General features: G+C 56.7%; 11 protein-coding genes. 3 read left to right on the forward strand and 8 right to left on the reverse strand.

The window, feature by feature from the left end; all coding sequences use genetic code 11:
* Nucleotides 1-84 precede the first annotated feature (84 nt).
* Entirely contained in the window at nucleotides 85-558 is a 474-nt protein-coding gene (locus CQ007_RS01410) for a nucleoside deaminase (RefSeq protein WP_105643125.1), read from the forward strand.
* A 187-nt stretch (nucleotides 559-745) separates the two neighbouring features.
* Here the strand turns inward: CQ007_RS01410 and CQ007_RS01415 are convergent, their stop codons facing one another.
* From CQ007_RS01415 to CQ007_RS01440, 6 genes are read right to left on the reverse strand one after another with little or no spacing between them, the layout of a single operon-like run.
* Nucleotides 746-1,159, reverse strand: a complete 414-nt coding sequence (locus CQ007_RS01415) for a type IV pilin protein (RefSeq protein ID WP_105643126.1) — start codon at nucleotides 1,157-1,159, stop codon at nucleotides 746-748.
* A 2-nt stretch (nucleotides 1,160-1,161) separates the two neighbouring features.
* A complete protein-coding gene (locus tag CQ007_RS01420; protein WP_158256696.1) occupies nucleotides 1,162-5,166 on the reverse strand; it encodes a PilC/PilY family type IV pilus protein in 4,005 nt (1,334 codons plus the stop codon).
* A gap of 2 nt (nucleotides 5,167-5,168) precedes the next feature.
* Nucleotides 5,169-5,663: a PilX N-terminal domain-containing pilus assembly protein gene (locus tag CQ007_RS01425; protein ID WP_105643128.1), complete on the reverse strand. Its 495-nt coding sequence runs from the start codon at nucleotides 5,661-5,663 to the stop codon at nucleotides 5,169-5,171.
* Nucleotides 5,660-6,298, reverse strand: a complete 639-nt coding sequence (locus tag CQ007_RS01430) for a PilW family protein (RefSeq protein WP_105643129.1) — start codon at nucleotides 6,296-6,298, stop codon at nucleotides 5,660-5,662. The genes CQ007_RS01425 and CQ007_RS01430 overlap by 4 nt, the downstream gene beginning before the upstream one ends.
* Nucleotides 6,295-6,747, reverse strand: coding sequence for a type IV pilus modification protein PilV (pilV, locus tag CQ007_RS01435; RefSeq protein ID WP_105643130.1), 453 nt, complete (start codon nucleotides 6,745-6,747; stop codon nucleotides 6,295-6,297). Before pilV ends, CQ007_RS01430 begins: the two co-directional genes overlap by 4 nt.
* Nucleotides 6,744-7,214 carry a GspH/FimT family pseudopilin gene (locus CQ007_RS01440; protein ID WP_158256707.1) on the reverse strand — a complete coding sequence of 157 codons (471 nt, stop codon included), beginning with the start codon at nucleotides 7,212-7,214 and terminating at the stop codon, nucleotides 6,744-6,746. Before CQ007_RS01440 ends, pilV begins: the two co-directional genes overlap by 4 nt.
* A gap of 381 nt (nucleotides 7,215-7,595) precedes the next feature.
* Here CQ007_RS01440 and CQ007_RS01445 point away from each other — a divergent pair, with 381 nt between their 5' ends.
* On the forward strand, nucleotides 7,596-8,885 hold the full coding sequence (locus CQ007_RS01445; protein ID WP_158256697.1) for a serine hydrolase: 1,290 nt from the start codon (nucleotides 7,596-7,598) through the stop codon (nucleotides 8,883-8,885).
* A 226-nt stretch (nucleotides 8,886-9,111) separates the two neighbouring features.
* On the opposite strand, the gene CQ007_RS01450 is transcribed toward CQ007_RS01445, so the two are convergent.
* Together CQ007_RS01450 and CQ007_RS01455 are read right to left on the reverse strand one after the other, a co-directional pair.
* Entirely contained in the window at nucleotides 9,112-10,305 is a 1,194-nt protein-coding gene (locus CQ007_RS01450; protein WP_105643133.1) for a sugar transporter, read from the reverse strand.
* Nucleotides 10,306-10,575: 270 nt separating this feature from the next.
* Nucleotides 10,576-11,952, reverse strand: coding sequence for a diguanylate cyclase (locus CQ007_RS01455; RefSeq protein ID WP_105643134.1), 1,377 nt, complete (start codon nucleotides 11,950-11,952; stop codon nucleotides 10,576-10,578).
* A gap of 164 nt (nucleotides 11,953-12,116) precedes the next feature.
* On the opposite strand from CQ007_RS01455, the gene CQ007_RS01460 reads away from it, so the two are divergent.
* Entirely contained in the window at nucleotides 12,117-12,401 is a 285-nt protein-coding gene (locus CQ007_RS01460; protein ID WP_105643135.1) for a hypothetical protein, read from the forward strand.
* Nucleotides 12,402-12,458 lie beyond the last annotated feature (57 nt).

A 12,458-nucleotide genomic window follows, 5' to 3' on the forward strand; every position in this document is an offset into this window, starting at 1 on the left:
GTATCCGAGAGGAGACCATGGTCTGTTCGGATCGGAACCAGCCAAAGCCATATTGCCCGATTCGATTATGAGGAGACTGAGATCATGCAGGACTCGGAACTGCAACACTTGCGCCGCTGCATAGAACTGGCTGAGCAAGCACTGGATGCCGGAGACGCACCCTTCGGCTCGGTACTGGTCGATGCCCAGGGCACAGCCCTGGCCGAAGCCCGCAACCGGATCGGCGGTGGTGACCATACCCAGCACCCGGAATTCGAATTGGCCCGCTGGGCCGCGCAGCACATGACCCCCGAACAGCGGGCGACCGCTACCGTATATACCTCTGGCGAGCACTGCCCCATGTGCTCAGCCGCCCATGGCTGGGTAGGGCTGGGCCGCATCGTCTATATCAGCTCCGCCCGGCAGCTACTTGACTGGCACCAGGACATGGGCCTCGCGCCGCCACCCGTGAACATGCTGCCCATCCAGGATATCGCTCCGAATGTGCGGGTGGAGGGACCAGTGGATGGACTGGTAGGGGAGGTGGAAGCACTGCATCGGCGGCGGCACGGTGCGTAGGGCGGGACGGGTTGTCGAGCGCCTGCTCGACAACATGGGCAGGCTGGTGAATGCTCAGCCTGCTAGTCGTATCGCACCGGCATTGTCGTAAACGTACCTGAAATGTGCGTGCTCCTTTGCTCAAATGAATTCATCTAGGTCTGGCTTTACAGCGTTGGATCCGTAGGCGCAGGGTACCTTGCCGATCTCAGATGCCACTACAACTTCCCCAAGCGGCGGCAAGAGCTCCACTCCCTCCCCTTGTTCCGGTTGAATCCAGCGTCAATGTGCCTTTTCCATCCAGTACACCTGTTCCGGTAGCAGTCAATGTATAACTGCTGGCAGTAGAAGCGGTTATACCTATAGTTGCGTGCTTTCTTGTACCGTCTACAGGAGCACCGGCATATTCGCCAAGTGATGCATCTGTATAGGTATTACTCTGCGCCTTGAACCTTTCGAGGGTAGAGGCAGCTCCAGTGATAACTGCCTTCGTATCCTCACAGGCGCTCTTGCGAATATAAGCCTGATAGCTTGGCAAGGCGATGGCTGCAAGGATGCCTAATATAACTATGGCAATCATCAGTTCGATCAAGGTAAAGCCTTCCTCCTGATGCTTATACATGATCAATTCGACTCCGTGATATCAATCCAGTAATTGCTTGGTTCAGGCTCATCCTCGAGGGGCTCAATGGATGGGAACCGAACCAATACGTTTTTGCCACCTATAGAAACCACAACTGGGTCGGGAAGCAGCCCACTGGTGCTAACCTCGGTAAAGCGGTCTGATGCGCTAGGTACTCCTGTGGTGTTCCGAGCAGGCGCTGCATTGCGCAGTTTGACACTATAAGCCCTGTTAACCCCCACGTTTGCCTGACAGGAGTCGGCTATAGCGGTTGGTTCGTAGGTATTGAAGTAGACGATATTATTAACAGTGAGGGCTGCGGAGAGCACTTTCTCACCAGTGGTACCCAGTTTGATCAGCCAGCCTGACTTATTTTCCAGGGCGGTGTTGGCTGCCTCATCAGCAACGATAGACGTCAGATCCGCCAAACTGCTTTCGGTAATCAAACCCTCGTTGGTGGTTTGGGTCAGTGCTGCTGTTTGCAATGAATAGAAGCGGTCTTGAATAACCGTGTGCAGGGGATGCCCGCGGTATCCACTGCCGATATTGACCGTAAGCTTGATGGTGCCAGCATCATTGACCAGAGCCACGTCTGGGGCATGGTAGAAACGACGGGCGTTAACACCATTACCCCCTAGCTCCGCCATGACACCGTCACCATTGGCCGGGGTGATCAAGTTGGCTGTGCTCTGACCGTTATTTATATAGAAACGCCAGATCTGACCGCCCATGTCGCCTACGAAAATCTGGTCAGCGGTGCCGGTGCTGTCATACACCAACTGGCCAGCAGCGTTCTGCTGCAGATCAATTACCCTGACGGGGCTGGGCATGCTGTATTTCATTTTGCTATGAGTGGTTCCGGTGGCTGACCAAATTAGCTCACCTGTTTTGGCGTTGACGATATAGAGCGCGTTGCCCATGGCATCTTCACGGCGTACATATGTTGTGTCGCCTTCTGCTTGATTATCCTGTTCCGGGTCATAACCACCCGCAAAAATCAGTACATCTGTTGGTGGGTTGCTGGTTGAAGGGGTGCCAATCTGGATTTTGGTGCGCACTGGTGTTGACCAGGTTTGCCCGAGTGTTTCAAAGCCACTGGTTGTACCGCCAATAATTTCCCAGAGGAGTCTGGGCGAACCGCGGTTGGTTAGATCAAGGGCATAAAGGTTGCGCCCCCCACGCCCCATCGTGGCGTAGGCGTAGACAAATTCACCCGTTTCAGCCGTGCCATTGGCATTCAGAATACTACCGTTGCCATTAACATCATTGGCCCAGACGGTGACAGTATTATCCATACCGTATGGGCGGCGGTTGTCGACTGAGCTGGGGCCATTCTCCATAAGCTCCTTGACGTTGGGCAGTAAGGCTTTGGGTATGAATGCAAGCTCCTCAATACCTGTTTTTGTGTTGACTACGTGGATCATGCCTTCGTTGGTGCCGATAACAACGACGCTGTCATCCTCTTTGTATGTTATTAGACGGGGGCTGGAATGGAGCGGATCGCCCATAGCTTTGCGCTGGGTACTGTTAGCGACACCGCCCTCCCAGCCGAGAAGATAATTGATCAGCATCTGTCGTTCGGTATCATTGGTCGCGCCCAGTTCGGTATTGAGGTTAGTGCTGGCGGCTACTTTAGTCAGGTTGGTATTGTTGGGGTTATTGCCAGTATAGGTATATAAATTTCTCGGTGTTGGCAGCTTGGAGGCAGCACCGCCTAGACTGGTCTGATTGCCATCAGTTTCGGTGCTCCAGAAGCTCCGCGAGGTGGAGCTGAAGAAGCCTGTATTTGGATCTACAGCTACGTTTCCAGCAGCATCGAGAATACGAACACCATCAACATCTACCTTGTACCGTTTCAGGTTGCCCGGCCAGCGATCCGTTTCTTGGGGGCGGAACACGGCAAAGTACAGCTCGTCCCGGTTGTCAAGCCGGTTGAAGCTATTAACTGGGGCGCTGGCGCTGACAAAGGAGGCGTCGGTGGATATGACGCTGCGGATAATCTCATCAAACGCCTCGGTCAACTCGCTTGCATTGTCCGCGCCGTAGTAGCCGCCGCCGCCTTGTTTGGCTATATCACAGAGGAATCTTGCTGCTGCGTTGCCGCCTGTGCAGGTTTGTTTATTGAAGTTGCTAGCATTAAGGGCAAAGCCGATGGTGTGAGTGGTCACATAATTGTTGGCCCCCTCAATCCAGCTTGCCTGGTCATTTTCTGCCAAATGCTTGGCTATTTCGCGACCGCATCTTTCTCCATTGTCAACTCCGCTAGTTGCGCAGGAGGGGCCTCCGATACCGCTAAGGCTGTTTGAAGAAGTGTAATTGTTGTCATTTGCGACCCCGTCGCTGAGCAATACTATATGAGTTGGCTGGCATGCACTGGTAATAGGAGAGTCGTTTCCGCGCAAATATGTTGCAGCTCCATACAGTGTTGGCACGATTGGTGTCATATGGAAAGGGTTTCCACCCGGCGGACGTAGCTTGTCCACTTCGGATATTAGTGTTTCACGGTAGGTTCTCGGAGCCTCGCCTTGGTACTTTATGCGTAGCCTCATCGCCTGATCTGTATTCTGGTCGTGGGCGATTAGTGATGGGCCTGCAGAAGATGGCCTTATCAGCGTAACGATAGAGCTGCCCGATGATGACCAGTTGCTTTTGTTAACCAAGGTTTGAACTTGGGAGGTAAGAGTGCATGAGTTAACTTGTGATGTGGATGCGCGTACGAAGTCGCAGTTGGTGTCGCTTATTCTGGAGCGACTACTGAAGTTGTTGTTGCCAGTGCCCAAAGCTGCAGGTGAGACGCTATTTTCTATTGATACAGCTGCTGTAGTTGTAGTGGTGGCTCCAGAGGCTGCAGCAGACGTGCTGATTAACTGGGCAGAAAGAATAGTTGCGCCTTGCGGTATACTTATTCCGGCAAAGCGGGCTGCTATATGGCGGCCATTGCCGAACTCCAAAGTTGGGCCGGTTAAGTTTGGGCTTCGACTATTGCCTGAGGTACCAGTTTGGATGCCGTCAGAGTTGTTGGCGGAGACCTTTGATTCTAAAATTGGGTTGATACAACCCGTCACACCGCTTGCTTGCCACCTTACCCATAGGGCCGGAGCATGTTCACTGGCTGAGTCAAAACTACGGATCTGCCGTGTGCCCGTTCCTGACTCTGTTCTTATTTGCAGTGCAGCCGCATTGTTGCCGCACCAGTTAGTGCTATTGACAATAGCCTGCAGCTGGGCGGTGACATCAGGGCCTTCTTCGTAGGGTACCGGGACATCTTGTGCCCAGGAGCCGGGAGTCCAGGTGGGGAAGGCGAGACCAGTTATGCTCTGGGTATGAATAGGCCGACTGGATAGCCTTCCAGCTGTGTTTGCGGCATATGTTGATGCATTTGTCGCTATTTCCGGAAAGACTTGTAGGGTTACAGTGTCCGAACCGTTTGCCGAGGGAGTGAAGCCCAAGCGTGCTTCAAGAATGGTTGCATTCTTGGGTATTGGAAGATCCTGAAAGCGCAAGCCAATAATCTGACTGGCAGAACCTCCAATGATCAGTGACTGCTCGTTTAGGCTGTTATTGCTCCCTGTCTCGGTTTGGCTGGCATCGTCTGTCGCTGCGGTAATGCGTGTGACTCTTTCATGATCCATAATAGTTGTGTCGCCGATTATGCGATCAATGTAGTCGACCTCCGCGACTAATCGTGGGTTGGAGTTGAATATCATTACCCCAATGTTGATACCGGTTGAGTTGTTTACAATCTGGCGGAAGGAATCCTTCATGACCTCCAGGCGGCTTCCGGCTTGCGGGGAGGCATAGGAGCAATTGCTGTTTGATGGTGAACAGTTCATCGAGCTGGAGTCATCCAGCAGGAACAATACGTTAGGCCTGATCCCTTCCTCGGCCAGCGCGCCACCAAAGAATATTTCAGTGTCATCTGCGTAGCTTAACGCGGCTTGGCTCAGCATTCCGGCCAGCAGGGCTCCGGTCAGCGTCAGACGCAGAAAATGTGCGTAGTGTTTCATAATCAGCTTCCTTGTTTGCAGAGCGGAGCGGCGACTGCCTGGATTTTGCATCCCAGCAAATGTTGGGCACGGGGGCGGTTATCGGTGGTGGTTGGATCGCAGCTGGTATCCGACTCGTCGCATGCCTTACCATGTGAACTGATACGAACCTGATAACGCACCAGCGACGTACCGCCGCCTTCACCTGCTGCGTCCAGTGAGCTGCCGGGCTCAATCATTATGACTGTGGTAGCGGCGTATTTTGGGGCTATGCCTGCTGAAGTGTCAGCGGCATAGTCCAGTGTGCCACTCTTTCCGCTGCCGTTGATGTCTTCCTGTCCATGCCGTATACCACTTTCTGCTGCTTGGAACGCTATATTTTGAAGTTGGCTGTTACTGGCCATGCGAACTTGCAATGTGGATACGTTGGAGGCGGTGACAGCTATTACTGTGAGCAGTAATAGCATAATCAGGCTGACCATGAGTACAGCGCCTTGCTGGCGCACAGGACTGTTCATTGTGTGCGATTCCTGAATTCATAGGTGCCAATCAAGTCACGGGTTATATTCTGATTACTGACCTGTAGATTGATTTGCACCGCTTTTGCGATTGCAATATCTGTATCTGTTGGGGTCTGTGTCCATGTGGTGTTTGTATCGCTGGGGATGGCATAGCTGATATTGTTCAACTGCGCACCTGCAAGAATAGGTGTGCCATTCAGGCAAAGACTGCCATCGCAATTGGTGTAGGCTGCTGTTCTGAGATAGTACGTTTCTGGGCTGCCGGAGCAACTGCGGTTGATCGCATTCTCATCGTCAGGGAACTGGGTGCCTGCGCTGCTATCGAGTACGGCATAACGGAAGGTAATGCTGTTGGTCCCTCTGACCACCGCATGATCGGGCAGAGTGATGTCATCAGTCACTTCGGTGGCTACTCGTGATGAGATGCAGCCTTGAAATCCGGCTCGTCTGGCGTCTGCACCAATAAGCTCGAGGGCGACTCGGCCGTTTTCCTGAACACGGGCCAGTGCTGTGTTGGCCCTGTCTGAGCTGCTTGTGTTGAGGAATAGTTGGAGTACACCGAGTATCAGCAAAGTGCTTATCACCAGCGATACCATCAACTCAATAAGGGAAATACCTCTTTCCTGCTTCATATATCGACCCTCAGGCTGAAAGAGGAGTTGCTGATGTCACTTGCGCCGGAGTCAGTCCAGTTGATCGTTATCTGATACTCCATGAGATCGCCGTTTGGTGTCCGAGTGATGGTTGCAGTAGCGCCGGGCATACTCGACTGTAGTGCCGCGCGCCATTGGTGTACATCCAGCTGGGCCTGCTGTGCGGGTGTGCAGCCACCTGTACAGGTGGGGTTAGTGGCGGAGGTGGCGGTGTAGGTCGAGGTTGTGGTGGCTCCTTCATGATTGGAGCGCATACGTTCCGCGATATCGTAGGCCAGTACACTTGCCTGACTACGCATATAAGCTCCCTGGTTCGACTGCATGCTATGCACGGTCAAAGACGCCATGCCGAGCAGGCCGACGGCCAGAACGATGAGTGCAATGAGCACTTCGATCAAGGTAAAACCTGATTGAGTTTTTTCATTCATGGGCAGGGGTTTCCGATGCAGCTGGGGCCGATAACGTTGACTGTAATAGTGCGAGCTGAGCTGGCTCCCCGCGAGTCGCTTACTGTCAGGGTGGCAGCTGTGGTAGTGCCATTACCGTTGTAAGTGAGATTGTTGGCACTACTACTGACGGTAACGCCTGCCAGGTCCAGTGGGATACTACGGATCAGTGTGCTGCCCTGTAGTATCAAGGCGCCGTTGCTCCAGTCGCTGCTGTTCGCGCAGGCGCTATGGGTTGTATTGGCACCGCAGACAGTAATGGCTGTGCGGTTGGTGACTGCTTCGCTACGGGCCAACTGCAATCCCGTCAGCAAAGCGTTGGTCGTGTTGGACAGGCGATTATTAAGAATCAAGGTTTGGAAGCTGGGGACCGCAATACTGGCCATGATCGCGAGTAATGCGACTACGACCATCAACTCCACCAACGTAAATCCTTTAAAACGAGTCATCCCATACCCTCCTTGCAGTGCTGGGACTATAGGCGGGTGATTCGTCAAGGTACCGTTTGGTACGACAACTGGTCGTTTTTGCGGGATGAAGGGACTTTTGCTGGATCGAAGCATGCCAGATGGTGGGTGCCAGTCGCGAGTCCGCTGGCGTAGCGCGGGGGCGCTACACCCCGTTTCACTCCGATATGTATTGCATTCTACTTGTTTGTACCCGTCGTCAGCAGTGTCGCTGGTTACCTGGTCCACCGATCCGCATTACCCCCTATTCAGCGGAGCAATCTGGCAACCTTCTATTGGCTTAGGGGTGTCAGGTTGGATAGTCTCGAATGAAAAGAACAAGAGATATCCGGTGCTGCTATGAAAAGATCAGGAATATGGGGGGTGACATTGGCTACCATTCTATTATCCGCGCAAGGTGTTGCCGCTGAGTTGCCCGACCCCGAGTCGGTGCGTACCGACCGTTTGCAACTGATGGAGGGCTTCCCGCCGCGGGCGGACAAGCAGGTGACGCTGGCGGGGTTCATGCGGCCCTATCCGAATCCGCGTTGGAGTTTTCATCATGCGCGGGAGCTGTTCCCGTCCCGGCGGGTGGGGCGTGGCAATGAGGGTGTTTATGCCTTGCCGCGTGCCGAGGGGTTGGAGCAGAAGATCGCGGATCTGACCTTTGCGGGCCCTGATGGCCAGCCGATGAGCTTTGCCCAGTATCTGGATTCGACCTATGTCGATGGCGTGCTGATCATGCAGCACGGCAAGGTGATCTTTGAGCATTACCAGGCCGGTGTGCCGGAGGATGAGCCGCATATTCTCTGGTCGGTGACCAAGTCCTTCGTGGGGTTGCTGGCGACGCAACTGATCGAGGAGGGCAAGCTGGACCCGCAGGCGCTGGTGACTGATTACCTGCCCGAGTTGAAGGACAGTGGCTGGAGCGGGGCGACCGTGCAGCAGGTGCTGGATATGACGGCGGATATCGATTACAGCGAGGTCTATGCTGATCGCAACTCCGATGTGGTCAAGTATTCGCTGGCCGCGGGTATGGGACCGGTGCCCCATGATTATCCGGGTGCGCGGGACCTGTATGCCTATCTGCCGACCATCGGCGCGGGTGTGGATGCGCATGGAGAGGCGTTCCGTTATCGCACCACGCATACCGAGGTGCTGGGCTGGATGCTGCGCCGCGTTACCGGGTTGTCCACGGCGGCGCTGGTCGAACAGCGTATCTGGAGCAAGCTGGGGGCTGAGCAGGATGGGTATATGCTGCTCGATTCCAAGGGCGCTGAATGGGCCGGTGCGGGCTTCAACGTTACCCTGCGCGATCTGGCGCGCTTTGCCGAGATGGTGCGTCTGGACGGGCGCTTCAATGGTCAGCAGATCATCAGTCCCGAGGCAATCCAGCAGATTCGCCAGGGTGCTGACCAGGAGGCGTTCAAGGCCTCCGGGCGGGATTTCCAGCCGGGCTATTCCTACCGTAACCAGTGGTGGATCAGCCATAACGATGATGGTGCCTTCGAGGCACTGGGGGTGCATGGGCAGATGATCCACATCAACCCCGCCGTGGGCATGGTCATGGTGCGTCTGTCTTCGCATCCGATTGCCAGCAGCGCGCAGACCATGCCGTTGAGTATTCCGGCGCTGGCGGCGTTGGCGGATCTGCTGCGCGAGAATGGGGAATAAGAAGAGGAGTGTGGGTCCATCAGCGAACTGCTGATGGGCCGCTATGTCGAGGTGGAACTCGACATTCCCTGGCTGGCGTGCTGGAGGCTGCACCCGTGCGTGTCTGAGCGTCGTCGTGAGCTACGAAAACCATGGCCTGCAGGAAAAGGATCCCTCCCTGAAAGACCTGCCATCCCAACCTTGGACGACCAGCGGCACGCCCGGCGAAGCGCCGCCGGGTAATTGGTTATGCCGACTGCCCCAGCGGTATCTGCCGAGGCAGGCGCCACATGGCAGCCAGGCATAGCAGCAGGCCGGCCAGGGCCAGCGCGCCGCCGACCAGGCCGATGTTGGCCAGGCCCAGGCTGCTGGTGACCTGGCTACCCAACAGGGCGCCGGCGCCGATGCCGAGGTTGTACAGACCGGAGAACAGGGCCATGCCGACATCGGTGGCATCGTGGGCCAGCTTGAGTACCCGCGATTGCAGCGCCAGAGTGAAGCCGAGGATGGCGATGCCCCAGACAAAGCAAACCAGAGCCAGACCCCACATGCTGCTAGCCGAGAGCGTCAGCAGGAGCATGCACAGCGCCAATGCGAGCATCGAGCCGACCAGTACGCTGCGGGGATAGCGCGGGCTGTAGCGGCTGAATAGCAGGGCGCCGAACAGGCCGGCACCGCCGAACAACAGCAACAGTACGGTGATCTGGTTGCCGACCAGACCGGCGATGTCGCGGGCGAAGGGTTCGATATAGCTGTAGGCGGTGAACTGCGCGGTTACGCCGATCACTACCAGGGCGAACACCACCATCAGTACCGGGCGTTTTATCAGCAGCGGCAGGCTCTTGAGCGAGCCGGTATTCTGGCTGGGCAGCAGCGGCAGCATGCGCGCCAGGCAGATCAGGATCAGCAGTGCCAGTATGGCCACGCCGAGGAAGGTGATGCGCCAACCGGCCAGCTCACCAACCAGCCGGCCCAGCGGAATGCCCAGCACCATGGCCAGCGTCGTGCCGGTGGCCAGCAGCCCGAGGGCCTGGGCCTCGCGGCCCGGTGGCGCCACACGTACCGCCAGCGAGGCGGTGATCGACCAGAACACCGCGTGGGCCAGGGCGATGCCGACGCGGCTGATGACCAATATCTCGTAGCTCCAGGCCAGGAACGACAGCAGGTGGCTGACGATGAACAGCACGAAGACACCCATCAGCAGCTTGCGCCGCTCGATATTGCGGGTCAGCAGCATCAGCGGCAGGGAGGTCAGGGCCACCAGCCAGGCATACACGGTGAGGATCAGCCCGACCTGCTCGGGCAGCATGTCGAAGCTGGCGCCGATGTCGCTGAGCAGCGCCACCGGGGCGAATTCGGTGGTATTGAAAATGAATGCAGCCAGGGCCAGCGCGACTACATTGAGCCAGCTGCCCTGGGGGGCGGTATTCGACGTTGTCATCAAGAATGGAACCAGATGGGAAAAGAAGCCGGCTGGCCACGAGGATACGGGCCTGCTGCGGATGGCGCGTATTCTAGAAACCTTTGCACACAAATGCCAGTGGGTGTGATGTCGCATTCCTTACCGGTTGAGGGGCAGGGCGTGCTGCGCACGCCATCGTGGCGAGGCGCCACTTCCACCACACACCACACCACCAAGCCGCCATGCTGGCACTACCTCCCGTAGGAGCCCGGCCTCGGGGCGATGCTGGCTAGCAGATAAATGCTGAACTCAATCCGGCGCCACCACCACCTGGTCGCGCCCGCTGTGCTTGGCCTCGTATAGCGCGCTGTCAGCGCGGCGCAGCAACTGCTGGTAGTCCGGGTGCCCGGTGAAGAGGGCCAGGCCCAGGCTGGCGGTGATATGGATGGTCACGTCCTGGGGCAGGCGGAACACCTCGGCGGCGGTGAGCATGCGGATCTTCTCGGCGGCACGTCGGGCGTTGTTGGCGTTGACGTCGACCATGATCATCAGGAACTCCTCGCCACCCATGCGGAACAGATAGTCCCCGGCGCGGCTCTTGTTCAGCAGCATGCTGGCGAACTGTTGCAGTACCAGATCCCCCGCTTCGTGGCCGTAGGTATCGTTGATGTGCTTGAAATGGTCCAGGTCGATGGCCAGCACGGCGAAGCTGCTGCTGGTATCGCGTGCATAACTGATCTGCTTGTTCAGCACCACGGACAGGAACTTGCGATTCAACAGGCGGGTCAGCACATCGCGTCCGGATTCCAGCTCATTGTTCTGTTCGAATAGCAGGTCCAGATGGTAGGCAATGCTCTTGGTCTGCTCACGCACATCGCGCAGCAGTTGCAGGTTCTTCTGTGGATCGGCATTGGCTCGCAAGGCGAACAGCGGCAGCAGCGTATCATCGATCTGCGCCATGGCATCGAGAATCAAGCCGGTCTCGACCGCACCCTCGAAGCCATGGGTGCCCTTGTGGCGGAACCACAGGCCGAACTCGGAGGAGCGCAGGCGCGGCAGCTGGTCTGCGGTCATGCTCATGGCATAGTCGAACATCAGCTGGTTTTCCCAGTCGAGCAGGGCGGCGCGCTGCTTTTCCTTTTCGCTGGCGATATTCTGCGTAATGGCGAACAGGCGATAGCTTTCCTCGGCGCGGGAGCGGCGATCATGCGAGGCGGAATAGGCGTGGCTCATGATCTCCATGGCCAGATCGATCAGCGGCAGGGCGAAGTTGGTGGCCATGGCCGCCTGCTGCGGCGTCAGGGTGGCGCCCAGCAGCTCCGCCAGGCGGTGCTTGAGCAGTCGCGCCCCACGCAATACCAGGTGCACGGGGATGGAGACCCGGGCATGCACCTCACCGATCTTGTTCTGGTGGGCGATGACCGATTGGATATCCGTGGTGTCCTGGCTGGAGTACAGGTTGCACACCCAGTTCTCCATGGAACTGCTCAGACGGCTCTTCACTTCTTCATGGGACAGGAACATGGCCGCTTCGGGATGCTGCAGCATTGCCGTATAGAAGTGCGTGGCCAGTTCAGTCTTGTGTTGCACCGCCAGTTGCGCCGTCAGTTGTTTGATCTGTTCGGGAACGCTGTTCAGGTGGTGCTGCCACTCAGCCGTAAGCTCGTCCAATGACAATCGGGGCATGATGGTGTTGGGCTCGGATAGAGAGACAAGGGCAGCTATTTTTCCACAGGCAGCCATGCAAAAGCCACCCGTTGCGTGGGCCCTCGCGGTATTTCTGTTTGAACCATTGGCGCCGATGCATTTCTATTTTTTTGTGGTCCCCCTGAATACACCTGGAGGAAGACATGAAACAGCAACTGATCTATACCGCTTTGTTCAGCTTTGCCCTGGCCGCTGCCGTGCCAGTGGCTGTCGCCCATGATCATGATGACGACAGGGAAAAACGTACCATGGATGAGCGCCAGCAGGACTCCGGAGCCTATGATCCTACCAGCTCCAACCCCGACGCACCGCCTACTCATCCGGACAACCCCTCGAACCAGGATGGTAGTGGGACTGGTACAGGCACCGGAACTGGTAACGGAACCGGTAATGGAGCCAGTGGCGCGGGCAGCGGTGCTGGTGGCTAAATGCAGCACTGTTTCACAGGCCGGGCTAGTCCCGGCCTTTTTATGCGCATCGCGCAG

This window comes from Pseudomonas sp. MYb185, from assembly GCF_002979975.1.
Classification (GTDB): domain Bacteria; phylum Pseudomonadota; class Gammaproteobacteria; order Pseudomonadales; family Pseudomonadaceae; genus Halopseudomonas.

Coding starts and splice junctions, on each gene's coding strand:
- CQ007_RS01410 (WP_105643125.1), top strand. CDS start 85: ATGCAGGACTCGGAACTGCAACACTTGCGCCGCTGCATAGAACTGGCT.
- CQ007_RS01415 (WP_105643126.1), bottom strand. CDS start 1,159: ATGTATAAGCATCAGGAGGAAGGCTTTACCTTGATCGAACTGATGATT.
- CQ007_RS01420 (WP_158256696.1), bottom strand. CDS start 5,166: ATGAAACACTACGCACATTTTCTGCGTCTGACGCTGACCGGAGCCCTG.
- CQ007_RS01425 (WP_105643128.1), bottom strand. CDS start 5,663: ATGAACAGTCCTGTGCGCCAGCAAGGCGCTGTACTCATGGTCAGCCTG.
- CQ007_RS01430 (WP_105643129.1), bottom strand. CDS start 6,298: ATGAAGCAGGAAAGAGGTATTTCCCTTATTGAGTTGATGGTATCGCTG.
- pilV (WP_105643130.1), bottom strand. CDS start 6,747: ATGAATGAAAAAACTCAATCAGGTTTTACCTTGATCGAAGTGCTCATT.
- CQ007_RS01440 (WP_158256707.1), bottom strand. CDS start 7,214: ATGACTCGTTTTAAAGGATTTACGTTGGTGGAGTTGATGGTCGTAGTC.
- CQ007_RS01450 (WP_105643133.1), bottom strand. CDS start 10,305: ATGACAACGTCGAATACCGCCCCCCAGGGCAGCTGGCTCAATGTAGTC.
- CQ007_RS01455 (WP_105643134.1), bottom strand. CDS start 11,952: ATGCCCCGATTGTCATTGGACGAGCTTACGGCTGAGTGGCAGCACCAC.
- CQ007_RS01460 (WP_105643135.1), top strand. CDS start 12,117: ATGAAACAGCAACTGATCTATACCGCTTTGTTCAGCTTTGCCCTGGCC.